This is a genomic window from Variovorax sp. V213 (genome assembly GCF_041154455.1).
Taxonomy (GTDB): Bacteria; Pseudomonadota; Gammaproteobacteria; order Burkholderiales; family Burkholderiaceae_C; genus Variovorax.
Map to the genome: position 1 here is coordinate 358,673 of NZ_AP028665.1, position 24,555 is coordinate 383,227.

Sequence of the window (24,555 nt, forward strand, 5' to 3'; positions counted from 1 at the left end):
TTTATGAGAGAAGCCGTCATTGTTTCCACCGCGCGCACGGGCATCGGCCGCGCGTTCCGCGGCGCATTGAACAACATCAAGTCGCCCACCCTGATGGGCCACGCGATTCACCACGCCGTCCAGCGCGCGGGCATCAATCCCGGGGAAGTGGAGGACGTGGTCATCGGCAGCGCGATGGCCGCCGGCACCGCGGGCATGAACATCGGACGCCTCGCGGCGCTCGCGGCGGGACTGCCGCAGTCGGTGCCGGGACAGACGATGGACCGGCAATGCGCCTCGGGGCTGATGGCCATCGCGACGGCGGCCAAGCAGATCATCGTCGACGGCATGGACGTGACCGTGGGCGGGGGCCAGGAGAACATCTCCGCCGTGCAGAATCCGTTCGTCAAATGGGTGGGTGAGGAGGCCGACCCGCTGCTCATCGCGCGCGTGCAGCACGCCTACATCCCGATGCTGAACACGGCCGAGATCGTGGCGAAGAAGTACGGCATCTCGCGCGAGGCGCAGGACGAATATTCCGCGGAAGCCCAGCGCCGCACCGCGCTGGCGCAGGAGCGCCACCTGTTCGACGACGAGATCGTGCCGATCACGGCGCGCATGGCCGTGGCCGACAAAGAGACAGGCGCGGTCAGCTTGCGCGACGTGACCCTGGACCGCGACGAAGGCAACCGGCCCGACACCACGCTCGAAGGCCTTTCCAAGCTCAAGCCGGTCATCGAAGGCGGCGTCATCACGGCCGGCAACTCGAGCCAGCTGTCGGATGGCGCATCGGCCTGCGTGCTGGTGGAGCGCGCGATCGCCGAGCGCCGCGGGCTCAAGCCGCTGGGCATCTACCGCGGCATCGCAGTCGCCGGCCTCGCGCCCGAGGAGATGGGCATTGGCCCGGTCCTGGCGGTGCCCAAGCTGTTGAAGACCCACGGGCTCAAGGTGAGCGACATCGGGTTGTGGGAACTGAACGAGGCCTTTGCTGCCAGGTGCTGTACTCGCGCGACCGGCTGGGCATCGATCCCGGCAAGCTGAACGTCAACGGCGGCGGCATCACCATCGGACACCCCTACGGCATGACCGGCTCGCGGCTGGTGGGGCATGCGCTCATCGAAGGCAAGCGGCGCGGCGCGCGCTTCGTCGTGGTGACGATGTGCGTCGGCGGCGGCATGGGTGCCGCGGGCCTGTTCGAAGTGGCCTGACGCAAGGAACAGCAGCATGACGTATCAGATCCCTCTGCGTGACATTCAGTTCGTATTGCATGAGTTGCTCCAGGTGCCGGCCATGCTGGAGGCCTGCGGCCAGCCGGAGCTCGATGGCGAGACCATCGACCAGGTGCTCGCCGCGGCCGGCCAGTTCGCCTCCGAGGTGATTGCGCCGCTCAACGCGCCGGGCGACGCGCACGGTTGCAGCATGCCCTCGCCCGGCGTGGTGCAGACGCCGCCGGGCTTCAAGAAGGCCTATGACGAGTTCACGAAGAACGGCTGGGCCGGCCTCGCGTGCAGCCCCGAGTTCGGCGGCCAGGGCTTTCCTTCGGTCGTGGCCAACGCGGTCTACGAAGTCTTCGGCGGCGCGAACATGGCGTGGGCCTCCTACCCCGGCATGTCGCATGCCACCTATGTGAACGTGTCGGCCAACGGATCGGAGGAACAGAAGGCGCTCTACCTGCCGAAGATCGCCTCGGGCGAGTGGGCCGGCACCATGTGCCTGACCGAGCCCAATGCGGGCACCGACCTGGGCCTGATGCGCACCCGCGCCGTGGCGCAGCCCGACGGCAGCTACAGCATCACCGGCAGCAAGATCTTCATCTCGGGCGGCGAGCAGGACCTGACCGGCAACATCATGCACCTGGTGCTCGCGCGCATCACCGATGCGCCGCCGGGCGTGAAGGGCATCTCTCTTTTCATCGTGCCGAAATTCATTCCCGATGCGAACGGCGCGGCGGGCGCACGCAATGGGGTGGTCTGCGGCTCCATCGAGCACAAGCTGGGAATCCACGGCAACTCGACCTGCACCATCAACTTCGACGGTGCGACCGGCTGGCTGCTGGGCGCGCCCAACAAGGGGTTGGCGGGCATGTTCGTGCAGATGAACCACATGCGCGTGCTGGTCGGCATGATCGCCATCGGCCTGATGGAAGCGGCCTACCAGAAGGCCCTTGCCTATGCGAAGGATCGCCTGCAGGGCCGCGCGAGCGGTGCAAGATCGTCCGGCGAAGCAGCCGACCCGATCATCGGACATGCCGACGTGCGCCGCATGCTGCTCACGCAGAAGGCGAACATCGAGGGCGCGCGCGCCCTGGCGCTGTGGACCGCGCAGTTGAGCGATCTCCAGCGCCTTCATCCCGACCCCGCGAGGCGCAACGAGACGGCCGAACTGCTCGGCCTCCTGACCCCGCTCGTGAAGGCGCTGTCGAGTGACCTGGCGGTGGAAGGCACGCTGCTCGCCATGCAGGTGTTCGGCGGGCACGGCTACATCCGCGAGAACGGCGTCGAGCAGCACCTGCGGGACGTGCGCATCGTCGGGCTCTACGAGGGCACCAACGGCGTGCAGGCCATGGACCTGCTCGGGCGCAAGGTGCTGGCCGACCAGGGCCGGCAGATGGGCGTCTTCCTGGACATGGCCGGCGCATTCGCCGAGACCTGCGGCCCGCGCGAGGCGATGCGCGAATTTTCGGAGCCGCTCGCCGCACTGGCCGCCGACATCAGGCAGCTCACCGGCGAGCTCGTGGCCACGTCGGCGCATGACCCGCACGCGGCAGGCGCGGCCGCCGCGCCCTACCTGCGGCTGGTCGGGCACCTGGCCCTCGCCTGGACTTGGGCGCGGATGGTCGAGGTCGCATTCAGGAATTCGGAATCCACCGACCCGATCTATGCATCGAAGATCGCCACGGCCCGCTTCTACTTCCAGCGGCTGCTGCCGCAGACGGCGGCGCTTTGCAGCGAGATCCGGGCCGGTTCGTCGGCATTGATGGAGCCGGCCGTCGAGCTGTTCTGACAGGGGCGGCATGTACCACCTGAGCCGCTTCGCACGGGCCACGCCCGACAAGGTAGCCGTGCGGTTTCTCGAATCCGCCGAGGCGCTCAGCTTTTCGCAGCTGGAGCGTGAGGCGAACCGCGCGGCCAACGCCTTGCTGCGGCTCGGCCTGGAGCGCAACGACTGCATCGTCCTGTGCATCGAGAACTCGCCCGACCTGCTCTTTCTTGCGCTCGGCGCGCAGCGCATCGGGCTGTATTACGTGCTGGCCTCGACGCGGCTGTCGGCCGCGGACTTCGCGTACATCGCCAGGGACTCGATGGCGTCGGTCGCCATCGTATCGTCGGCCTGCATGAGCGCCGACACCGCTTCGTCGCTGGACCTCGGCGGCGCACGGCGCGTCGGCATCGGCTTTGCGGATTCGGCCATGGAACGCTGGGAGACGCACTTTCTCGCTGCGCCGGAAAGCCTGCCGCCCACGCTCGCGCCAGGCCGCGAAATGCTGTACTCATCGGGCACGACCGGCCGGCCCAAGGGCGTGCGCAAGCCGCCCTTCGAAGGCGACTTCGATGCGGTCGACAACCGCAACGCCGCGGTGGCCCGGTCGTTCGCGCTCGACGCCTCGTCGGTCTACCTGTCGACGTCGCCGCTGTATCACAGCGCACCCAACCGGTTCCTGTCGGCAGCCATCCATGCGGGCGCCACCAGCATCGTGATGGCGAAGTTCGATGCCGAGCGCGCGCTCGCCGCCATCGCGCAGTTCGGATGCACGCATTCCCTCTGGGTGCCGACGATGTTCCATCGCCTGCTGCGCCTGGAAGCGGAGGTACGCAGCCGCTACAGCACCGCCTCCATGGCCCATGCGGTGCACGGCGCGGCGCCCTGCCCGGTCCACGTCAAGCAGGCGATGATCGACTGGTGGGGCCCGGTCCTGCATGAGTACTACTCGGGCACAGAGGGCATCGGCGCCACGGCCATCAGCTCGCGCGAATGGCTCCGGCACAAGGGCTCGGTCGGGCGCGCGACCGACGGCATCCTGCACATCCTGGACGACGCCGGCCGCGAGCTGCCGCCGGGCGAGACCGGGAACGTCTACTTCGAGAGCGACGCGCAGTTCGAGTACTGGAACGACCCCGCCAAGACCCGCGCGGCGACGAGTCCGCAGGGCTGGCGCTCCTTCGGCGACATCGGTCATCTCGATCGCGAAGGCTATCTCTACCTGACCGACCGCAAGGATTTCGTCATCGTCTCTGGCGGCGTCAACATCTACCCGCAAGAGATTGAGGACGTGCTGCTGCAGGACCCCCGTGTCGCCGACGCCGCGGTCTTCGGGGTGCCGAACGACGAGTACGGCGAAGAGGTCAAGGCGGTCATCCAGCCGGCGCATGCGGATTTCGCGGGCCCGGCCGTCGCCGAGGCGCTGAAGGCTCGCTGCCGCGAGCTGCTCGGTCCGCTCAAGGTGCCCAGGAGCATCGATTTCGAGTCCGACTTCCCCCGGCACGCGACCGGCAAGCTCTACAAGAAGTTGCTGCGCGATCGCTACCTGACCTAGAAGGTGCGAGTCGCCGGCCCGCTTCGCAGCGAGCCGGCGGATGTCCAAGGCTAGGCCAGCGCAGGCTCCAGGAACCCGGCGAGCCGCTGCACGATCAGTTGCTCGGCTTCTTCCATGATGCGATCGATCAGCTCCTGCACCGTCGGAATGTCGTTGATCAGGCCAACCACCATGCCGCAACTCCAGGCACCGGCATCCATCTCGCCTTGCAACATCACGCGCGGGTAGACGCCCGCGACCTGGTCGATGATGTCCTCGAACTTGAGATCGGCTCCTTTTTCCTTCTCGATCCGGATCAGCTGCTCGACCGATGAATTGGTCAACACGCGCTCCGTGTTGCGCAGGCCCCGCATCACGAGCCGCGTATCCAGTTCGGTGGCCGCCACGATCGCGTCCTTCACGTTCTGGTGGATCGGCGCTTCCTGCGTGGCCACGAAGCGCGTGCCCATGTTCATGCCCTCCGCGCCCAGCGCCAGCGCCGCCACCAGGCTGCGCGCGTCGGCCATGCCGCCGGAGGCGACGAACGGGATCTTCAGTTCCTCGGCCGCGCGCGGCAGCAGGATCATGTTCGGCAGATCGTCCTCGCCCGGGTGGCCGCCGCACTCGAAACCGTCCACGCTCACGGCATCGCAGCCGATCGCTTCGGCCTTGAGCGCGTGCCGCACGGAGGTGCACTTGTGGATGACCTTGATGCCAGCCTTCTTGAGCGCAGGCATGTAGGCCTCGGGACTGCGCCCCGCGGTCTCGACAACGCGAACGCCGCCCTCCGCGATCGCCGCGATGTACTCGGGGTATGGCGGCGAAGACAGGGTCGGCAGGAACGTGAGGTTCACGCCGAAGGGCTGGTCCGTCATCTCGCGGCAGCGGGCGATTTCCTTGGCCAGCAATTCGGGCGTCCGCTGCGTCAGCCCGGTGATGAGCCCGAGACCGCCAGCATTGGAGACGGCGGCGGCGAGCTCAGCGAATCCGACGTAGTGCATGCCGCCCTGGATGATCGGGTGGCGGATGCCGAAGAGTTCAGTGATGCGTGTTTTCATGTATCTTTCACCAGGTTTCCATGTAAGGGCGAAGGTCCATCTCGAACGTCCATGCGTCCCGAGGCTGGGTGTGCAGGTACCAGTAGTTTTCCGCGATGTGCTCCGGGTTGAGGATGCCGTCCTGCTCCTTGAGCGCGTAGCGTTCAGGGAAATTGCTGCGGATGAAATCCGTGTCGATCGCGCCATCGACCACGACATGGGCCACGTGTATGCCACGCGGACCGAGCTCGCGCGCCATGCTCTGGGCCAGCGCGCGCAGCGAATGCTTGGCCCCCGCAAAGGCCGCGAAATTCGCCGAGCCGCGGACACCTGCCGTCGCGCCGGTGAAGAGAATCGTGCCGCGCCCACGCACGACCATCCTGCGGGCAACCTCGCGCGCGTTCAGGAATGCGCTGAAGGCGGCCATCTCCCAGATCTTCATGTACTTGCGCCCCGTCTCCTCCAGGATGCTGCTGGGCACGTTGGCGCCGATGTTGAACACCATCACCTCGATCGGGCCGCGCTCCTTCTCGATCTGGTCGATGAGGGCGATAACGTCGTCCTCCTTTCGCGCATCGCTGCCGTAACCGAACGCCTGGCCGCCGGCGGCACGGATGCGCTCGACGGCGGGCTCCAGTTTGTCGGCCGATCGCCGCGTCAGGCACGCGACATAGCCCTCGCGGGCGAAGCGCGCACCGATCGCGCTGCCGGTGGCATCGCCCGCGCCGACGACGAGAGCCACGCCGCGGTGGTTGGCTGATGGGTCCATACGGTCTCCTTTAAAAAACGTTCGTTAGGTCATCGCACGTTAATCAGTGAACGTTCGTTTGTCAATCAAAGAAGAACCCAGTGAAACCCCGTTGACGGCGCTGCATTAATCACATAGCTTCCGTTCATCAAACGTTCGTTTACTTAAAGGAGCCCTGAATGCGCAAGTCGGTTGATTTTTTCTTTGACGTCGGCAGCCCGTCTTCCTACCTCGCGTGGACGCAGTTGCCCGCCCTGTGCGCCAGCCATGGCGCCGACCTCGTGTACCGGCCGATGCTGCTCGGCGGCGTCTACCAGGCCACTGGCAACGCCTCGCCCGCCACCATTCCCGTCAAGGGACGCTATACGCAGATGGACTACGAGCGCCACGCGCGCCGCTATGGCGTTCCGTTCCAGGGCAATCCGCACTTCCCGGTCATCACGCTGTTCCTCATGCGCGCGGTCACCGGCATTCAGCTGCGCCGCCCGGAGCAGCTGCAGCAGCTGCTGGGCTGCGTGTTCAAGGCGCTGTGGATCGACGCGCTGAACCTGAACGATGCGCAGCTCACGGCCCGCATCCTGTCCGAGGGCGGATTCGATCCCGCCGACATCGAGCGCCTGGCGCAGGACGCCGAGACCAAGGCCGCGCTGAAGGCCACGACGCAGGAAGCGGTCGAGCGCGGCGTGTTCGGTGCACCCACGCTCTTCGTCGGCGACCAGATGTTCTTTGGACAGGACCGCATGGACTTCGTTCGCGAAGCCCTGTCCTGAGCCGCCGCCAACCGCACGAAGGAAAAACTCATGGAACACCGCCCCTGGCATGCCTCCTACCCCGCAGGGCTTCCCCGCGAGATCGTCCTGGACGACAGTGAAACCCTCGTCACCTTGCTCGAGCGTGCGTTCACGAAGCACAGTGCCAGGACGGCCGTCACCTGCGCCGGAGAATCGCTGACCTTCGCGCAGGTCGAGCATGCGTCGGCGCTGCTCGCGCGGTCCCTGCAAGCGGCCGGGCTCAAGCGCGGCGACAGGGTCGCCCTCCTGCTGCACAACAACCTCGTCTACCCGGTGGCGCTGGCGGCCATCCTGCGCGCGGGCATGGTGGGCGTGACCATGAATCCGCTCTACACGGCGCGAGAGCTGCAATACCAGCTGGCTGATTCGGGGGCGTCTGCACTGGTGGCTGCCGAGCCGTTCATGGGCGTGGTCACCGAGGTTCTCGGCCAGACACAGCTTCGGTATGTCATGACCGTGCCGATGCAAGAGGTGAAGCAGGCATTGTTCGCGACGGCCAGCGATGCGAGTGCGACTGTCTTGAGCGATGGCCCCCGCGTCGTCAGCTTGCGCGACGCGACCGCCGCGCTGCCGGACGCCGACTTCGCCAGCGAGCAGATGCGCCCGTCCGACCTGGCCTTTCTCCAGTACACCGGCGGCACGACGGGTGTTTCCAAGGGCGCTTGCCTGACGCACCGCAGCGTGCTTGCCAGCTCGCTGCAGATGCGGTCATGGCTGGGACTGGCACTCGACATCGACAATTTCGAGATCGTGACGCCGCTGCCGCTGTATCACATCTTTCCGCTCGGGACGACTCTGACGGCCCTTGCCAGCGGCGCCCACAATCGCCTGGTCGTCAACCCGCGCGACGCCCAGGCGCTTTGCGCCGAGCTCAAGCGGGCCCCCTTCGACATGCTGATCGGCGTCAACACGATGTTCAATGCCATGGTGATGTTGCCCGAGCTGCCCGGCATCGACTTCTCCCGCTGCAACGTGGTCATCGGCGCGGGCGCCTCGATCCAGGCGGCGGTTGCAGCCAAGTGGGTAGCGGCCGGCGGCCCACCCATCACCGAGGCCTACGGGCTTACCGAAACATCGCCCAGCGTCACCTTCAATGCGCCGGGGCGCAACGGCACCATCGGTGCGCCTGTGCCCTCCACCGACGTTCTCATCGTCGACGACGCTGGCGACCCGGTGCCGCTTGGCACGCCTGGTGAGCTGCTGATCAAGGGGCCGCAGGTCTTCGCGGGTTACTGGAACCGCGAAGACGAGACGCACAGGTCCTTCACCCAGGACGGCTGGTTCCGCACCGGCGATATCGTCACCATGGATGCGCAAGGCCTGATGTACATCGTCGACCGCAAGAAAGACATGATCCTGGTCTCCGGGTTCAATGTCTATCCGAACGAGATCGAAGGTGTGGTCGCCATGCACCCGGACGTGCTCGAATGCGCGTGCGTCGGGGTGCCTGACGAGCGCTCGGCAGAGGCGCCTCACCTCTTCGTCGTGCGCCGCGCGCCGGGGTTGCGGGCGGACGAGCTGGAAGCGCACTGCCGCAAGCTCCTTGCCGCGTACAAGGTGCCCCGCCACATCACATTCCTCGAGTCATTGCCCAAGTCGGCCGTGGGAAAGATCCTGCGCAAAGAGCTGAGGCCCATCTCCGGCGGCGCCGCCGACGCGGCCCACAGGGTCGAGCCCGCCAAAGCGACTGCTGTTACGAGGCGGACGTGAAAAGAACCGTCCCCTGCGCAAGAACGCTGGTCCGGTCGTCTGCGCTCTTGATCGCACCCCGCAATTCGAGGATGCAACCGCCCTTCGAATGCGCGGCCATCGACGTCACCTGCCACTCGATGAGCACGGTCTCAGTCGCCCGCACGGGACGCAGCAAGTCGACCGAGAAGTTCATTCCCAGCACGTTCCCCTTCTCGGCGAAATGGCTGGCGGTCAGTCCCATCAACAGGGAGGTGGTGTGGGTCGCGCTGGCGATCAATCCGCCGAAGCGCGTGCCCTGTGCAAACGCCGCATCGTGGTGCAGGGGGTTCTCGTCTCCCGCGGCCAGCGCGAAGGCACGCACCTGCGCTTCGTCGAAGGTATAGGACCGCGAGAAGCGGTAGCCAGGCCCGACCGGTGCAAGGGCCGCGGCAGCTTCGAACTCAGCCATGGCTCGCGAGCCGAGTGATGGCGTCCTGGCTTCCGGCCTGCTGGCGCAAGCGGAACTTCTGGATCTTTCCCGTGGCCGTCTTCGGCAAGAGGGTGAAGATCACCCGGCGCGGACACTTGAAGTGGGCCAACCGCTCGCGGCAGAACGAAATGATCTCTTGCTCGGTGGGTGCGGCGACTCCGATCTTGAGTTCGATGAACACGCACGGCACCTCGCCCCACTTGCCGTCGGGCTGGGCCACCACGGCGGCATGCAGGACTGCCGGGTGTCCATGGACGACATCCTCGATTTCCACCGACGAGATGTTCTCGCCGCCCGAGATGATCACGTCCTTCGAACGGTCGGTGATCTGCGCATACCCGTTGGAATGAAGGACCGCGACGTCGCCGGTGCGGAACCAGCCGTCGGCGAGCGCCTTGCGCGTTGCTGCCTCGTTCTTGAAGTAGCCCATCATCACCGTGTTGCCGCGCAGCATGAGTTCCCCCGCGGATTTGCCGTCGGGCAGGACCGGCTCGAGGGTGTCGGCGTCGCCGACCATGAGGCCTTCGAACATGGCGGCCCGCACGCCCTGGCGTACCCGCAGCGGGCCCTGCTCGGCAGGCGAAAGATCGTCCCAGCCGTCCTGCCACACGCAACTCACCGGCGTGCCGGAAACCTCCGTGATGCCGAAGACGTGCTCCACGTCGAAGCCCATCGCCAGCACCGCGTTCAGCACGGCGAGCGGCGGCGGAGAGCCGGCGGTCAGCACGCGCACGGTGCGCGGCAGCCGGGTGTCCTGCGCCGCGTCCGCGAGCATCGCCATCACGACGGGCGCGGCGCAGAGGTGATCGATCTGGTGGCGGTCGATGGCCTCCAGCACGGCATCGGCGGACACCCGGCGCAGGCAGACATGGGTGCCCGCGGCCGCCGTCACGGCCCAGGTGAAGCACCATCCGTTCGCGTGGAACATGGGCAAGGTCCATAGATACTTCGGCGCCCGGGGCATCGCCCAGTTTGTGATCTGCAGCAGGCTCATGAGGTAGGTGCCGCGGTGGCTGGCGACCACGCCCTTGGGGTCTCCGGTCGTGCCGGAGGTGTAGTTCAGAGCGATGGGTTGCCACTCGTCGCTGGGCCAGCGGCCGGGGAAGTTCGCGTCTCCACTCGCCAGCAAGGACTCGAAGTCGGTTTCGCCGATGCGTTCGCCGGGTGGCGCGAGGTGATCGTTGATGTCGATGACCGCAGGCGCGCGGTCAAGCAGCTTCAAGGCAGCGGCCACCGTGGCGGCGAACTCGCGGTCGACCATCAGCAATCTGCACTCGCCGTGGCGCAGGATGAACGCGATGCCTTCGGCATCCAGGCGATGGTTGATCGCGTTGAGCACCGCACCGGCCAGCGGAACGCCGAAGTGGGCCTCCAGCATCGCCGGCGTGTTGGGCGCGATCACCGACACGGTGTCGCCCCGCTCGATGCCTCGCATCGCCAGCGCCGAGGCCAGGCGATGGCAGCGCTCCCGCGTCTGCGCCCAGGTTCGCGTCAAGTCCCCGTGCACCACCGCCACGCGGTTCGGATGCGCCAGGGCGGCGCGGTCTAGAAAGCCCAGCGGCGTGAGCGGCACATGATTTGCCGCGCAGCGTTCGAGGCCCTGTGCATAGGATGGCGCGCTCATGCTGTGGTCTCCTTGGAGGTGTCGTGAAATGTCGTGAAGGCGGAAACCGGCTCCCGCTCGGTGACGAGCGAGTTCTCGATCGACGACGCGTCGGCGTAGCCCAGGCTCATGCCGCAGACCAGCATCTGGCCGGAGGGAATGTCCAACAGGTCCGCGATCTGGCGATGGAACTTCAGGAAGGCGGCCTGAGGGCAGGTGTGGAGGTTCCGGCCGCGCGCGGCCACCATCACGCTCTGCAGGAACATGCCGTAGTCCAGCAGGCTGCCTTCCTGAAGTTCGCGGTCCACCGTGAAGAACAGGCCCACGGGCGCATCGAAGAACCGATAGTTGCGCCCGTGCTGCAGGTGCATGCGCTGCTTGTCGCCCTTGGCGATGCCGAGCAATCCGTAGAGGTCCCAGCCGACCTTTCGGCGCCGCTCCAGATACGGCGAAAACCATTCGCGCGGATAGTAGTCGTAGGGCTCAAGCAGTTCGCCCGACCGGCCGGGATCGTCGTCGAGCGCGACAATCGCAGCCGACAGCCTGGCCTTCGCGGGCCCCATCAGCACATGCACATGCCAAGGCTGCATGTTCATGCCGGAGGCGCTGTAGCGCGCGGTCGAGAGGATCGCTTCGACCTCTTCTCGCGGCACCGGCCGGGGCAAGAACGCCCTGACACTGCGTCGGGTGGCAATGGCCCAGTCGACCGCGTCCTTCAACGCGTGGGCATCCAGCGGCGGCGCCATCATTCGGTTCATTCCAGAATTCCTTGCTATTTCGAAGCCAAGCGAATGGCTCCGTCCAGACGGATCACTTCGCCATTGATGTATTCGTTCTCGACGACATGCAGCACCAGGCTCGCGAATTCGTCCGGTTTTCCCAGCCTCTGCGGAAAAGTCACCATCTGGCCGAGCGCCTGCTGCACTTCTTGCGGCATTGCCGACAGCATGGGTGTTTCCATGATTCCTGGAGCAACCGCCACGACCCGGATTCGCACGCGTGCGAGCTCTCGTGCGATAGGCAAAGTCATCGCGGCGATGCCTCCTTTGGAGGCGGCGTATCCCGCTTGTCCAATCTGGCCGTCGAATGCAGCGACCGATGCCGTATTCACGATGACGCCACGCTCATTCGGCTCCGTGATCGTGTTCTTGGCAATCTCTGCGGCGGCCAGCCGAAGGACATTGAACGTGCCGACAAGATTGATTTGCAAGGTACGAACAAAGGAATCCAGATCATGGGGACGCTCGCGTCCGAGGACCTTCTCCGCTGGAGCCACGCCAGCGCAGTTGATCAATCCATGCAGGTCGCCGAAGGTTTCACGAAACTGTCGAATGGCGTTTTCGACATCTGCAGCATCCGTGACATCCGCGCGCACGGCAATCGACCTGTTTCCAAGCGCCTGGGCGAGGGCATCGGCCGCTGCACCGTTCTGGTCCAGCAGCAGCACGGCCGCACCGGCCTTCACGAGGCGTCGAGCGGTCGCGGCACCCAGGCCCGACCCCGCCCCCGTGACGATGAAGCCACGATCCAATACCTGCATTTTTTGTCTCCGTCGAATGCGCCAGTTGCTAACGCTCTTTACTGATCACTCTATCGGCCGAGAGCTTCCAGGTCGATGTCCAAAGACAGCGAGACCGTTGAGGTAATCGGACATCTCTACTCGCTCGGCTTTCGCGCAGCGGCAATCAATTTCTTGGAACGACCGCTTGATGTCGTTGGCTGGTGAATGCGCGTGCGGCCTTGGGCTGGGTTGAATCGGCGCGGGATTGATGCACCAACGAAACCGCCGCCGCGCCGATGACGCCGGCCAGGGCGATCGCCATGAAGTTCTGCTCGATGGGCAGGCTCAGCGAGACGAGCCGGCCGATCAGAATCGGCGCGGCAATGGCGCCGATGCGGCCGATTCCGGACGCGAAGCCGACGCCCGTCGAACGCACGGCCGGTGGATAGAAATCGCCGGCGTAGGCATAGGCCAGCAGTTGCGTTCCGAGCGTGGACGCGCCCACCACGAACACGGCGACGAACAGCAGCTCGGTCGACTTCGTGTACGCGAGCGCGGCCAGCGAAGCCGCGCCGACCGCGTAGAACGCGATCAGCACATGCTTGATGTTGAACTTGTCGCTCAGCAGGCCGCCGCCGATCGCGCCCACGATGGCGCCGACGTTGAAGACGATCACGAAGTTCAGGGCCGAACCCAGGCTGTATCCCGCCATGGCCATGAGCTTGGTCAGCCAGGAGTTCAGCGCATAGACCATGAACAGCCCCGTCATGAAGGCCACCCAGATCATCACGGTGCTGAACGCGCGTCCGGCAGCGAACAGGGTTCGCACCGGCGCGTCGTGCAGGCGGTCGGTGGACGCGCCGACATACACGGTGCCGGCTGGTTTCGGCTGGTTCGGCGCGAGCCGGGCCGCGATCTCCCCGAGCTGCCGCTGGTCGCCCTTCTTGAGAAGGAAGGACAGCGATTCGGGCATCGTTTTCAGGATGAGCGGGATCAGCAGCACCGGCAAGCCGGCAACATGGAACACCCATTGCCATCCGTGGCTCTCGATGAGCTGCTTGGCGGTGAGCGCGACCAGGATGCCGCCCACGGAGTAGCCTGCGAAAACCATCGTCACCAGACGTGTGCGCAGCTTCGCCGGTGCGAACTCTCCCATCTGCGCGGTCACGATGGGCAACACCCCGCCGATGCCGAGGCCCGCGATGAACCGGGCGACGCTGAAGCCGATGGGTTCGGTGGCAAGCCCGGTCAGCGCAGTGAAGACACTGAAGAGCGCCACGCACACCGCGATCATGCGCGGGCGGCCGATGCGGTCTGCCAGGGTGCCCAGAAAGATCGCGCCCAGCATGGTCCCGAACAATGCCGACCCGGCCATGACGCCGGCGCTCGTGGCGTCGACGCCCATGTCCTTCATGATCGCCGGCAGCGCGGCCCCCACGACCGCCAAGTCATAGCCGTCGATGACGAGGATCAGCACGCACCACCAGAGCACGAGCCCGTGGAAACGGTTGAACCGCGAGTGCCCCGCCAACGCGTGGATGTCGACCTGCTTGCCGGTCTGCTGCATGTTTGTTGTCTCCTGTCGTTCGATCTGTCGCGAGATGCGATTTCGACGGGAGGTTAGTTCTGCAAGCGGCGCGCATCCATGCCCGCGCGTCTCGATCTGGATGGGGCGTTCGGACATGCCGTCGTCCCTGGCGAGCGCCGGGAGCTTCGGCTTATTCCGGCGCGGGCGCGGATGAGCGATAGGCTCCTGGGCTGACGCCAGTCCATTTCTTGAAGGCGCGATGGAAAGCGCTCGTTTCCTGGAAGCCGGTGCGGGCGGCGACTTCGGCCACCGTCAGCGATGCGCTCGACAAGAGGTCGATGGCGATGTCCCGCCGCAGGTCGTCCTTCACGCGCTGGTAGCTCACGCCCTCATGCTGCAAGCGGCGTTGAAGCGTGGTGCCGGAAACACAGAGTTCTTGTGCGAGCTTTTCGAGTTCCGGCCACGCCTCGGGCATCTGGCTGCGCAACCTGTTGCGCACCTGTGCGCTGGTGCTTGCATCGTTGCGGTACTTGACCAGCAGGTTGGCCGGCGCTTCCCTGAGGAAATTGTCGACCGTTGCGGGCGATTCCGCGATCTTCAGGTCCAGCAGATCGCTTGCGAAACTGATGTGCGTGGTCCCGCCGTTGAACTTCACGTTCTCGCAAAAGCGCGTGCGGTAGTGGCTGTCGTCGCCCGGAGGCGGGCATCGGAACTGCATCTCGCTCAGGGGAATGCGCCGGTGCACGAGCCAGCACGCCAGGCCATGGACGAGGATGAACCAGGTGCCGTAGCCGAACAGCCGGCGCAGCACGCCGCCGTCATGCAGGACGACGCGCGCCTCGTCGCCGTCGCAGACCAGCTCGCCGCGGAAGTCGTCCAGAGTCGCGTGGAGGAACCTCAGGATCCGGCGCAGAGCATGCGCCAGGTTGTCGGCGTTGACCGCCGCGCGCGTCATGAGCGCATAACTGCCCCGGCGAAGCCCGTGACTGTCCAGGCCGAAGAACTCATCGTCCATCAGGTCAGCCAGCGCGACCCACATGCGCGAGTACGCAGCCGCCGAGATGCGCGCACGCGGCGCGCTCAACAGCTCGCGATCGATCTTTGCGCATTCGAGGACGCTGCTGATGTCCATGTTCCTCAGCGCTGCGGCGTGGATCGCTTCGTGCACCAACTCGATGGACACTGTTCCCTTCAAGCCTGCTGACTTCATGCGAACTCGCTCAAGAATCGTTGATTGGGGCGAGTCCTTTATAAGCGCGTTTTACGTCGAGCAACCCCCGCTGAACCCTCGGAAGTGAGCATCAGAACGCCAAGGATCATCAGCTGAAGCCCGCCTGAGGGCTCAGTCGGCGTACTCGCCGGCGTCCTTGATCACCTTGGCCCAACGGTTTTTCTCCGCTTCGAGGAATTTTCGATGATTTGCCGGATCGAGTCGCTCGTCAGTCACGACGGTCAGTCCCAGAGCCTCCTCGCGCTTGATTAACTCGGGGTCTTTCAGGGCGGCGCGCAGCGCGCTGTTCAGCTTGGCCAGCACCGGTGCCGGCGTTCCCTTTGGCGCGTAGAGCCCATGCCACACCTGGACGTTGAAATCCTTGAGGCCCGACTCGGAAAGTGTCGCCGTGTCCTTGAGCGCCGGCAGCGGAAGGCGCTGCAAGCTTGTGATGCCATAGCTCTTGACCTTCTTGCCCTCGATCTGCGGCACGGCATTGACCGCCTGCTCGCACATCAGGTCCACCTGGCCGCCGATGAGGTCGGTCATGGCCGGCGCCGTTCCCTTGTAGGGGACCGACGTCATGGTGGTCTTAAGAGCGTTCTGGAACATCAGGCCGCAGAGGTGCGAGGCGGAGCCCAGCCCCGCATTGGCAATGTTCACCTTGCTCCCGTTCGCAGCGATCCATTGGCGAAGTTCGGCAAAGTTGTTCGCGGCAAGGGACGGCTTGCCGATCACGACCGAGGGAGCTTCGTTGATGAGGCCCAGCGTCTCGAAGTCGTCGGGTACCTTGTAGCTCAGCTTGCGGTATAGGGCCGGGGCGGTCGCCATACCAATGTGGTTAACCAACAGCGTATAGCCGTCTGGGGCGGCTCTCGCCACCTTGGCAGAGCCGATCGTGCCACCCGCACCGATGGTGTTGTCGACGATGATCGTTTGGCCCAGCGGCTTGCGGAGCGCCTCGGCGAGATCTCGAGCGATCTTGTCCGTAGGACCGCCTGCTGCGAACGGCACAACCAGCGTGATCGGCTTGTCCGGAAACTCAGCGAAAGCAAGGGAGGCAGCGCTGGCCCAGACGAGGCCGGCGACCAAACGCATTGAGTTGATCATGTCTTGTCTCCTTTTTCTTTTTGTCGAATTTCAGGCCGACAGCGCCTGCATCTCGCGATACAGATCGGCCTTGCCTTCAAAGCCGATGCCAGGGAGTTCGGGCAGCGTGACGAAGCCGTCTTGCACCTTCACGCCATCCGGGAAACCACCGAACGGCTGGAAGAGGTCGGGGTACGATTCGTTGCCCCCCAGGCCCAGGCCGGCGGCAATGTTGAGCGACATCTGATGGCCGCCGTGCGGGATGCAGCGGCTTGCCGACCAGCCGTGCTCCTTGAGCATGTCGAGCGTGCGAAGGTACTCCACCAAGCCGTAGCTGAGCGCGCAATCGAACTGCAGCCAATCACGATCTGGGCGCATGCCGCCGTAGCGGATCAGGTTGCGCGCGTCCTGCATCGAGAACAGATCCTCGCCTGTGGCCATCGGGTTCTTGTAGAAATTGCGCAGCGCGGCCTGCAACTCGAAGTCGAGCGGGTCGCCCGGCTCCTCGTACCAGAACAGATCGTATTGCGACAGCGCCTTGGCGTAGGCGATGGCGGTCTCCAGGTCGAAACGACCGTTGGCGTCGACGCAGAGCTTCTGGCCGTCTTGAAGCACCTCCATGATGGAATCGATGCGGCGCAGGTCTTCGTCGAGCGACGCGCCGCCGATCTTCTTCTTCACGACCGTGTAGCCACGGTCGATGTAGCTGCGCATCTCGTCCTGCAGCTTCTTATGGTCTTGGCCGGGGTAGTAATAGCCGCCGGCGGCGTAAACGAAGATCTTGCGGTTGGGCTTGCCGTCGCCGTACCGATCAGCGAGGAGTTGGAACAGCGGTTTGCCTTCAATCTTGGCGACAGCGTCCCAGACAGCCATGTCGATCGTGCCGATCGCCACCGAGCGCTCGCCATGGCCGCCCGGCTTCTCATTGGTGAACATGGCGTTCCAGATCTTGTGCGGGTCGAGGTTGTCGCCTGTGTCGTCCACGAGCGACGCCGGATCGGCTTCCAGGATGCGCGGAATGAAGCGCTCGCGCATCAGCTTGCCCTGGCCATAGCGACCGTTCGAATTGAAGCCATAGCCGACCACCGGCCTGCCGTCGCGGATCACGTCGGTTATCACGGCGACCAGGCTCAGGGTCATCTTGCTAAAGTCGATGTAGGCGTTGCGGATGGGCGAGCTGATGGGGATGGTCTTCTCGCGGATTTCGACGATCTTCACGGTTGTGTCCAGGTGGGTTTGAATGGAGGACTGAATGGTCGGGCACGCTGGATTTTTCAGCCAATGTTCAATTTCTTAACTTCTATGCGCTGGACGAACCGCAATGAATCTGATCTGGTTGGATGACTTCCTGTCGCTGGCGGCCACGGGGAATTTCTCGCGCGCGGCAGATGATCGCCACAGCTCGCAACCTGCCTTCAGCCGGCGAATCCGCGCGCTGGAGGAATGGATCGGGGCCGACCTGTTCGACCGCAGTTCGCAGCCCGCCACGCTGACCGAAGTCGGCGAGTGGTTCGCCGGAGTGGCACAGGAACTGAACGCCAGGGTGGCGCGGCTGCCCGGCGACGCCAAGAAGATCGCCGAGGCAAGCTCGGTCACTTTGCGGATAGCGTCCACGCACGCTCTCTCCTTCACATTCCTGCCGCGGTGGTTGCGAAGCCTCGAATCGCACACACCGCTCGGCCCGGTGCAGCTGATGTCCGACGTGCTCGAGCGTTGCGAAGCACTGATGCTGCAGAGCAAGGTTCAGTTCGTTCTGAGCCACGCGCACAGCAAGGCACAAGGCGCGCTTGATGCTGAGCCTTTCAGATCGGCTCGGATTGGCGAGGATGTGCTCGTCGCTGTGTCGGCGCCCAAAGAGGGAGGTGGCGCGCGTCACCCACTGCGGACGGGCGCCGGCGCGGTTCCAGTGCTCCAGTACACGGAGGAATCGGGATTGGGGCGCATCATGCGCGCTGTTCTGGGACGCAGGCTGGAATCGCTGGGGGTTCAGGTCGTCTTCACCGCGCACCTCGCCTCGGTTCTGCGGACGATGGCGCTCGATGGCAGGGGCATCGCGTGGCTGCCGCAGACTCTTGTAGAGGACGACATTGGGCAGGGGCGCCTGGTCGCTGCAGCCAGTGGCGAGTGGGCCGTCCCACTGGAAATCAGGCTCTACCGCGACAGCGAACTTTTGGGAAAGGCTGCCAACGCCTTCTGGAATACAGCTGTCGATGGCTGATGGTCCTTGATCGTCGTTTGCACCTCGTCATGCGGCTATCGCCGCTTCGCTCCGCATTGCGGTCAGTCACCTTCGAAACGCCAAAGGCTGTTGATTGCCGCCGAAAATTGACCCTCCGAACGCGGTGATTCAGGGTCGGACGTCGGTGAAATCCAATAGGCGGGGCGCTTCCTTCCGCAAAAGCGCGCATGCGGCCGGTGAGGCCCAGGTCTCGGTCAACGCGCCGGACAGTGCCGCCAACAGCTGCGAGACATCGTTGGCGGCCTCCGCATGCAAGGCCTCCGCCACGATGAGGACATCGGATGTTTCGTCCCGCACGGCGGAACGAGCGCTTTGGCGATGGGTCCACCGCCGGGCGTGCGCGCGGCCGTCGGCATCCGCGAAGATGACTTCACCGCGTTCGGGCGTTTCCGTTTCGCCCGAGAACGCCAGATAGCTTTCCGTGCCGTCCGCGCACCGTACTTCCAGCCCTTCGGAAACCTTCGACACATCGAACACCGCAACGGGAATCGCGAAGGCCACCGACACCGCGTTGCAAAGATCGACGAGCGGATGAAGCGGTGGCAGCGAGCCTTCCTTCCTGAAGCGCCGCAGCAGCGACTCGGACGCGCACCGGTACTGCGTGGGCTTGAGGCCCATGCGCGCGAAGGTGCGGCGCCAGGCCTGGATCTCCGGAAGATCGGATTCCGAGCCGGCGGCTTCGAGCCTTGCGCGCGCCCTGGCGTGGTAGTGCGCCACCTGCGCCTCCACGGAGACGTTCCTGTGAATGCCCTGGGCCAGCAATACGCCGGGCACCAGCTCAGGATGGCGCTCCCAGATTTCCGGCGAATGAGAGAAGAAGAAATGCATGGCGCACAGTGTGTCGCTCGCGCGGCGGTGCGTCTTGAACTCTATTGCAGTTGACCGGGCCGCACCCCGGCGCGCTGCCATGCACCTGGCGTGTAGCCGAAATGCCGGACGAAGGCGCGGGTCATGTGGCTCTGGTCCGCAAAGCCGGCCGCCAGCGCCGCCTCCGACAAGGCGGTGCCCCGGCGGATGAGCCCGCGCGCGACTTCCGCGCGCTGTTGCAGCAGCCAGGCATACGGCGTGACGCCATGTACTTCCCTGAAGCGCCGCAGCAGCTGGTACTTGCTCAGCCCTGAAGCTGCCGCCAGCTCGCCCAGGCTCGGTGGCTTCGCCAAGCCATCCGCGAGCATTTCGCGTGCCCGCGAGACGTCGGCCGATGCCGTGCGGGCGGGCAGCCCGAGCGCGCCATGGCGCGCGACGAGCATGGTGCAGACCTGCACGAGCAACTCCTCGCAGCGCAGTGCGTCCAACGGAGCCCGTTGCGGCGCGCCAGACCCTGCGTCCAGCATGCGCAAGAGCGCGCCGAGCACGCGCCGTAGCCGCTCGTCCTCGATGACCGGACGAAGCAGGGCCACGTCCCGCGCCGCGCCGGCAGAAGCCGCATCCACCGCCCATCGAAGCGCATCGGGTTCTAGGTACAGCATGCGCCAGCGCCGAAAGTGGCCGCCGAGCGGCCGGCCGTCATGCACTTCACCGGGATTCGTCGCGATGAGATTGCCGGCGTAGGCATCGACGTTGCCGCATCCGCTGGCGGAGCTTTGGGCGCCCTCGTCGATGATCCCGACGCCGAACGTGGCATGCCAGTGCCTGCCATAGTGGCGATCGCTCGAAATGCTCGTGCCGTGCACGCCCTCCCAGGGAGAGCCGAAGACGCGGCAGACGTGGTGCGGGTTCCTCATCGCGCGGAGTATGCATGCGCCGGGTCCGGTCCCTTGGCGTGCGCCGTTCGATATATGCTGGTGTTCCGGTGCGGCATCGCGGAACATCGCGGACCGTGCCAACAACCAAGAAAGACGCATGCGCCGCATCCTTGTCATCCTGCTGGGCATGCTGCTCGGCCTGGCCGGGTGCGACGGCAGCAGCTACACGAAAAAGGGTTTGCAGTGGGCTTACGACGGCTCGCCCTTCACGCCCGACGACCCGAAGACGTTTCGCGCCCTGGACAAGCACTTCGCGCGCGACGCGAAGCGCGGCTACTACCGGGGCAGCACCATCGACGGCAGCGACGGCGCCAGCTTCGAGGCGCTGTCCGACCATGAGGCACGCGATCTCCGGACGGTCTACTACTGCGACACCTATCGCAAGGGCCAGGAGTACTGGGCGATTCAATACGTTCGCGTCACGCCCATCCGGGACGCGCATGCGCCGACCTATCGCGTCATGGGCTTCGGCTATGCGCGAGATCGCTCGCGCGCGTACGGAGACGGCGTGGGCTTCGCGGTGCGAGACGCGGCGAGCTTCGAACCTTTGAGCTCGCAATTTGCACGCGATTCAGAGCGCGGCTATTTCGCTCGTGTCGAGATTCCCGGCAGCCACGGACCGACGTTTTCGCTGATCGACGAGGGGTATGCGCGCGATCGCACCAGCGCCTATCACGGACACATCGAAACCGACACGCCCAATCGAGGACCGTACCCCGTGGTTCGCACACTGCGCGGCGCGGACACCGCGGCCTTGCGTGTTCTCGGGCGCGGCTACGCCTCGGACGCCAGCCGAGTCTGGTACCGGGGCACGCTCGTGCCTCACGCCGATGCAGCGAGCTTCGCGGTGGTCGACGATGTCGCGAGCGACATCGATGCAAATGATCGCACGGGCTCCTGGAAACAGGGGCGAAAAGCTGCTGCCACCGCACGCTGAGCCCGGCCAGCCAAGGCAGATGCAGAAAATTTCCCGTGTCGCTGCGCACCTGACTACGATGTGTCCACGGCTACAAGGAGCACAGACATGTCGAATCACGTTTACAAGTCGCTCGAGCTCACCGGCTCATCGCCCGTCAGCATCGAGGATGCCGTGCAGACGGCCATCGCCAAGGCGCACGAGACGGTTCGCAACATCCAGTGGTTCACCGTCACCGAGACGCGCGGCCACGTGGTGGACGGCAAGGTCGCGCACTGGCAGGTGACGCTGAAGATCGGCTTCACGCTCGAGTAGCGGCTGGCTGGCTGCGGCCGGCCAGCTAGTCGGCGATGACATGGAGGCTGTGCTTGGCGCGGCGCGCACGGGCGCACATCCGCGCCAGATCCAGCAGAAAGCCGATCACGGCCGGCGTGTCGGTGCAGCCCGGCAGCGCCGCCAGGATGTCCTTGCGGAGCTCCGCCAGGCCGTCGCCTGCAAACACCATCTCCGCGGAGGCGCCGTAGTAGTGCTTCCAGAACTTCTGCAGCGCTCCCTGTTTCAGTTCATCGATGACGAGCGAATAGCCGTCCTCCCAGATGGATTCGTCCATCGGGAGGCTGGGGAGGCCCGGTGTCTCGGGCCGCATTCCTTGTGGCACCTGGATGATTCGCCGCATTGTTTCAGCCGCTAGCTGCAGTTGCCCGGCGCACCGGCGAGTTCCGGAAACTCGGTGACGACCGTGCCGTTGGTTGCGCTTTCGATGATGAGGCGTCCGCACTTTTCGCCGGCCGTGCCGACGACCTGGTTGAGGTTGGCGTCATAGCGGATCCGATGGTCGGGCTGCACGACGCGGGTCTGGCTCGGCGCAGTCTGGACCATGCGGCAGAAGTTCTGCGCCGCGGCGGCGTTGGTGCAGTACTGCGGCAGCAGCTGGCTGGCGCCGGACGTTGCGGTGCAATGGCGCGCGAAGATGTGCTGGTAGCCGGTCGCGGTGACGACGCACTGGGCGTCCACGCCCACCTGGGTCTCCCCCGGCTTCGATCCGATGCCCTGGCAACCGCTCAGCACGGCCATCGAGATGGCGCAAAGGATGGCGAGTTGGCTTGTGTTCTTCATGATCTTCTTCCTCAGCGAAATTTGATGATGTAGTTGATCGAAAGGTTCTTCGGCCGCGTCTCCGAGGTGAGCCGTGCGGGCTCGATGGGCACGCTGGTCTCCAGGTCGCCCGAGGATTGGCCCGCCGCACTGCCGCTCTGCGACACCGCCGCCAGCGTCACCGCCTTGTAGGTGTGGGTGTGCGTCTGCAAGGCGTCGCATTGGTAGGAACCCACGCCGTTGACAGTCCCGCTGCCCGTCGGCGCCATGCGCAATGCGGCATCCGGGTCCATGCCCGAGCCCGCATCGTTGCCGCGCAGGAAGAGGCCGCGGTAATCGGGAATGCAGAAGTCGTCGCTCACCCCGCCGTACAGGTAGCCCAGCGCGGCGAACAGCTCCGGGTACGCGCTGACCTTGAGCTTGCGCCCGTCGCACAGCATCCAGCCCTGCGCCTCGAGGTAGGTGGTCGGGATGTCGTCGCGCTTGGGCGCCGTCACCGAGTTCTGGCTCGCACACGCGGTGTTCTTCCAGATGTTGTTGGCGTCGCCCGAAACGGGGTTCACCTGTCCGGCAAAACCGCAGACGCTGCCTATGACGCATGCATCGAACATGTCGAATTCCTTTCCAGCCAGGCCTGCGGTTTTTTTGCCAGGCGCAGATCAGCGGGAGAGCAGCCGCAGGCGCTGCGTGTTGGCCTCCGCCAGCGTGACCGGCGGATCCCAGGTGTTGTCGACGTTTAGCGTGGTCGTGAGCGAATAGACGCCAGTGGGGTACGACAACGCCAGGGGGTTATTGATCGAACCGACATCGATCACGTCGCCTTCCTCGTAGCTGCCGTAGGCGATGTAGTACTTGGGTGTCGTCGAGAAAGTCAGGTTCTGATTGGGACGCGCCTGCACTGCATACACCGTCTTGCCGGCCATGGTCACACCGACCGAGGCCTGCGAGTTGATGGGAATGTTTGGGGATTCACGGAGATAGAACCGCGCAGGATCGGGCCCCTTGCTGGGCTCGATGAACTGATAGGCCTTGTTGTAGTCCAGCGTGATCTTGTTCTGTCCGTTACTCGCGTCGTAGAGTTCGGAGGCTGTGAACTGAATGCCGGCCTGCAGTTCGCCCGTCTCAGCCCAGGAAAAACCGGTGTCCAGCGTCCACTCGAACTTGATGCGTGCGGTCGGGCTCGGATTGGAATACTTGGAGAACCATGCGAGTGACATCGCGTTGGGTGCCCAACTGGTCGGGTCATCCTGGAACACCATGAAATACGCCGAATGATTCGCACGGTTGTTGACAGTGATGGAATAGATATTGCCCATGTCGCTCTCCAGAGGAAGTGGTTGGTGGAACAGTCCGGACCGCTGTGGGACCGAACTGGAACCAACTCTAGGGAGCCGCCCTCTTCAACGGAATTACAGGCGATTACACGAAGCGCAGTCTCCGGCAGGCGGCCGTTCAGCTGCGCGCGCCGCCCTCGATCAGGAACGGGTAGTTGCCGAAACGCACATCGCCGCGGCGGCGCTCCACCAGCGGCGGCTCGGCCGCGTGGGTGGGCAGCGCATTCAGGATCTGATGCTTCGCGCGAAAGATCTGGATGTTCACGTACGACGGTTCCACGCCGAGCATGCGCGACAGCTCGTCCAGCGCGATCCAGCCCTGGCTTTGCGGCGCAAGCCCGCGTTGCGCGTCCTGCGAACGCACCCTGGCAAGGGTCACGAGGGTGTAGTGGTGGATGCGCTCGCCAAGGGAAACCGACTTGCCGCCCGTCACCAGGCTCAGGCTCGTGTGTTCCTCGTTCTGGCTGACATTGAAGTGAAGGGCGACCTCCACGGGCGGCGGCGACACCGACGCCATCTGGTTTTCTGCCGTCGATTCCAGGTCGTCGCACAGCACGAACTCCCAGGTGCTGCCGGAAGTCCGCACCATGGCACCGTCGCCCAGCCGGTCGACACCGTCGATGTGCTCGAGCACCCATTGGCCTTCGAGGAAATAGACGTTCACCTCGGGCTGCTGCGCGTCCGGCAACAGGTTCTCGCGCGAGCTCAGTACCACCAGCGAGCCCTGCCCGTCACTCGGGAAAAGACAGGTCGCCGGAGGCGCCAGGTCTTCGGCGATCCAGGCCGATTCCTCGCCCAGGCCCAGCTGTATTTCCGCGCCCGGCGGCACCACGGTCCAGCGGCCGCTCGGCAGGCGTTCGCCATTCAGCGTGGTTCCGTTGCGGCTTTGATCGACGATCTCCCAGGCCAGGCGATTCCAGCGGACCAGCGCATGGATTTGCGACACGTCGGGCGCCTGCAGCACCGTCTGGCAGGCCGAGGGACGCCGGCCGAAGGCATGCATGGGGCGCAGCACGATGCCGCGTTGATCGAGCTTGTTCCGGAAGATGGCCATCGGCAGTTTTTC

At 65.2% G+C, this 24,555-nt stretch carries 24 protein-coding genes and 1 pseudogene; 8 read left to right on the plus strand and 17 right to left on the minus strand.

Translation table 11 applies throughout. The features are described 5' to 3' along the window. Nucleotides 1–3 precede the first annotated feature (3 nt). From ACAM55_RS26785 to ACAM55_RS26795, 3 genes and pseudogenes are all read left to right on the plus strand, one after another. Nucleotides 4–1,187, plus strand: a pseudogene (locus ACAM55_RS26785) (acetyl-CoA C-acyltransferase). A gap of 16 nt (nt 1,188–1,203) precedes the next feature. Continuing rightward, a complete protein-coding gene (locus ACAM55_RS26790) occupies nt 1,204–2,982 on the plus strand; it encodes an acyl-CoA dehydrogenase C-terminal domain-containing protein (protein WP_369657292.1) in 1,779 nt (592 codons plus the stop codon). 10 nt (nt 2,983–2,992) lie between these two features. Continuing rightward, nucleotides 2,993–4,513, plus strand: coding sequence for an AMP-binding protein (locus ACAM55_RS26795; protein WP_369657293.1), 1,521 nt, complete (start codon nt 2,993–2,995; stop codon nt 4,511–4,513). Between the two features lie 50 nt (nt 4,514–4,563). On the opposite strand, the gene ACAM55_RS26800 is transcribed toward ACAM55_RS26795, so the two are convergent. Both ACAM55_RS26800 and ACAM55_RS26805 read right to left on the minus strand, forming a co-directional pair. Then, nucleotides 4,564–5,550, minus strand: coding sequence for an NAD(P)H-dependent flavin oxidoreductase (locus tag ACAM55_RS26800; protein WP_369657294.1), 987 nt, complete (start codon nt 5,548–5,550; stop codon nt 4,564–4,566). Nucleotides 5,551–5,557: 7 nt separating this feature from the next. Continuing rightward, the gene (locus tag ACAM55_RS26805; protein ID WP_369657295.1) at nt 5,558–6,298 is read right to left on the minus strand and encodes an SDR family oxidoreductase; all 741 of its coding nucleotides are present in this window, start codon (nt 6,296–6,298) and stop codon (nt 5,558–5,560) included. 158 nt (nt 6,299–6,456) lie between these two features. On the opposite strand from ACAM55_RS26805, the gene ACAM55_RS26810 reads away from it, so the two are divergent. Continuing rightward, nucleotides 6,457–7,047 (plus strand): 2-hydroxychromene-2-carboxylate isomerase, encoded by a 591-nt coding sequence (locus tag ACAM55_RS26810; RefSeq protein WP_369657296.1) that lies wholly within the window; start codon nt 6,457–6,459, stop codon nt 7,045–7,047. A gap of 30 nt (nt 7,048–7,077) precedes the next feature. Then, nucleotides 7,078–8,778 (plus strand): AMP-binding protein, encoded by a 1,701-nt coding sequence (locus tag ACAM55_RS26815; RefSeq protein WP_369657297.1) that lies wholly within the window; start codon nt 7,078–7,080, stop codon nt 8,776–8,778. On the opposite strand, the gene ACAM55_RS26820 is transcribed toward ACAM55_RS26815, so the two are convergent. From ACAM55_RS26820 to ACAM55_RS26855, 8 genes are all read right to left on the minus strand, one after another. Continuing rightward, the gene (locus tag ACAM55_RS26820) at nt 8,762–9,208 is read right to left on the minus strand and encodes a MaoC family dehydratase (RefSeq protein WP_369657298.1); all 447 of its coding nucleotides are present in this window, start codon (nt 9,206–9,208) and stop codon (nt 8,762–8,764) included. The genes ACAM55_RS26815 and ACAM55_RS26820 overlap by 17 nt on opposite strands. Next, a complete protein-coding gene (locus ACAM55_RS26825; RefSeq protein ID WP_369657299.1) occupies nt 9,201–10,853 on the minus strand; it encodes an AMP-binding protein in 1,653 nt (550 codons plus the stop codon). Before ACAM55_RS26825 ends, ACAM55_RS26820 begins: the two co-directional genes overlap by 8 nt. Next, nucleotides 10,850–11,590: a nitroreductase gene (locus tag ACAM55_RS26830; protein WP_369657300.1), complete on the minus strand. Its 741-nt coding sequence runs from the start codon at nt 11,588–11,590 to the stop codon at nt 10,850–10,852. The genes ACAM55_RS26825 and ACAM55_RS26830 overlap by 4 nt, the downstream gene beginning before the upstream one ends. 14 nt (nt 11,591–11,604) lie before the next feature. Next, nucleotides 11,605–12,372, minus strand: a complete 768-nt coding sequence (locus tag ACAM55_RS26835; RefSeq protein WP_369657301.1) for an SDR family NAD(P)-dependent oxidoreductase — start codon at nt 12,370–12,372, stop codon at nt 11,605–11,607. Between the two features lie 145 nt (nt 12,373–12,517). Further along, on the minus strand, nt 12,518–13,900 hold the full coding sequence (locus ACAM55_RS26840; protein ID WP_369657302.1) for an MFS transporter: 1,383 nt from the start codon (nt 13,898–13,900) through the stop codon (nt 12,518–12,520). 151 nt (nt 13,901–14,051) lie between these two features. After that, nucleotides 14,052–15,071 (minus strand): AraC family transcriptional regulator, encoded by a 1,020-nt coding sequence (locus ACAM55_RS26845; RefSeq protein WP_369657303.1) that lies wholly within the window; start codon nt 15,069–15,071, stop codon nt 14,052–14,054. A gap of 132 nt (nt 15,072–15,203) precedes the next feature. After that, nucleotides 15,204–16,181: a tripartite tricarboxylate transporter substrate-binding protein gene (locus tag ACAM55_RS26850; protein ID WP_369657304.1), complete on the minus strand. Its 978-nt coding sequence runs from the start codon at nt 16,179–16,181 to the stop codon at nt 15,204–15,206. Between the two features lie 30 nt (nt 16,182–16,211). Then, nucleotides 16,212–17,378, minus strand: a complete 1,167-nt coding sequence (locus ACAM55_RS26855) for a mandelate racemase/muconate lactonizing enzyme family protein (RefSeq protein ID WP_369657305.1) — start codon at nt 17,376–17,378, stop codon at nt 16,212–16,214. 103 nt (nt 17,379–17,481) lie between these two features. Between ACAM55_RS26855 and ACAM55_RS26860 the strand changes: the two genes are divergently transcribed. Continuing rightward, complete coding sequence (locus ACAM55_RS26860) at nt 17,482–18,378, plus strand: LysR substrate-binding domain-containing protein (protein WP_369657306.1); 897 nt, start codon at nt 17,482–17,484, stop codon at nt 18,376–18,378. 129 nt (nt 18,379–18,507) lie between these two features. Here ACAM55_RS26860 and ACAM55_RS26865 read toward each other — a convergent pair whose 3' ends face one another. Both ACAM55_RS26865 and ACAM55_RS26870 read right to left on the minus strand, forming a co-directional pair. Continuing rightward, complete coding sequence (locus ACAM55_RS26865) at nt 18,508–19,227, minus strand: B3/4 domain-containing protein (RefSeq protein WP_369657307.1); 720 nt, start codon at nt 19,225–19,227, stop codon at nt 18,508–18,510. Between the two features lie 41 nt (nt 19,228–19,268). Further along, a complete protein-coding gene (locus tag ACAM55_RS26870; protein WP_369657308.1) occupies nt 19,269–20,123 on the minus strand; it encodes an AraC family transcriptional regulator in 855 nt (284 codons plus the stop codon). A gap of 118 nt (nt 20,124–20,241) precedes the next feature. On the opposite strand from ACAM55_RS26870, the gene ACAM55_RS26875 reads away from it, so the two are divergent. Then, nucleotides 20,242–21,081, plus strand: a complete 840-nt coding sequence (locus ACAM55_RS26875; protein WP_369657309.1) for a DKNYY domain-containing protein — start codon at nt 20,242–20,244, stop codon at nt 21,079–21,081. Nucleotides 21,082–21,168: 87 nt separating this feature from the next. Continuing rightward, entirely contained in the window at nt 21,169–21,375 is a 207-nt protein-coding gene (locus tag ACAM55_RS26880) for a dodecin (protein WP_369657310.1), read from the plus strand. 25 nt (nt 21,376–21,400) lie between these two features. On the opposite strand, the gene ACAM55_RS26885 is transcribed toward ACAM55_RS26880, so the two are convergent. The 5 genes from ACAM55_RS26885 to ACAM55_RS26905 form a co-directional block, all read right to left on the minus strand. Then, entirely contained in the window at nt 21,401–21,670 is a 270-nt protein-coding gene (locus tag ACAM55_RS26885; RefSeq protein ID WP_369657311.1) for a hypothetical protein, read from the minus strand. 77 nt (nt 21,671–21,747) lie between these two features. Then, a complete protein-coding gene (locus ACAM55_RS26890; protein WP_369657312.1) occupies nt 21,748–22,176 on the minus strand; it encodes a hypothetical protein in 429 nt (142 codons plus the stop codon). A gap of 11 nt (nt 22,177–22,187) precedes the next feature. Beyond that, on the minus strand, nt 22,188–22,766 hold the full coding sequence (locus ACAM55_RS26895) for a tail fiber protein (RefSeq protein WP_369657313.1): 579 nt from the start codon (nt 22,764–22,766) through the stop codon (nt 22,188–22,190). 48 nt (nt 22,767–22,814) lie between these two features. Next, the gene (locus tag ACAM55_RS26900) at nt 22,815–23,471 is read right to left on the minus strand and encodes a hypothetical protein (protein WP_369657314.1); all 657 of its coding nucleotides are present in this window, start codon (nt 23,469–23,471) and stop codon (nt 22,815–22,817) included. A gap of 136 nt (nt 23,472–23,607) precedes the next feature. After that, entirely contained in the window at nt 23,608–24,543 is a 936-nt protein-coding gene (locus tag ACAM55_RS26905) for an FHA domain-containing protein (RefSeq protein WP_369657315.1), read from the minus strand. Between the last annotated feature and the right edge of the window lie 12 nt (nt 24,544–24,555).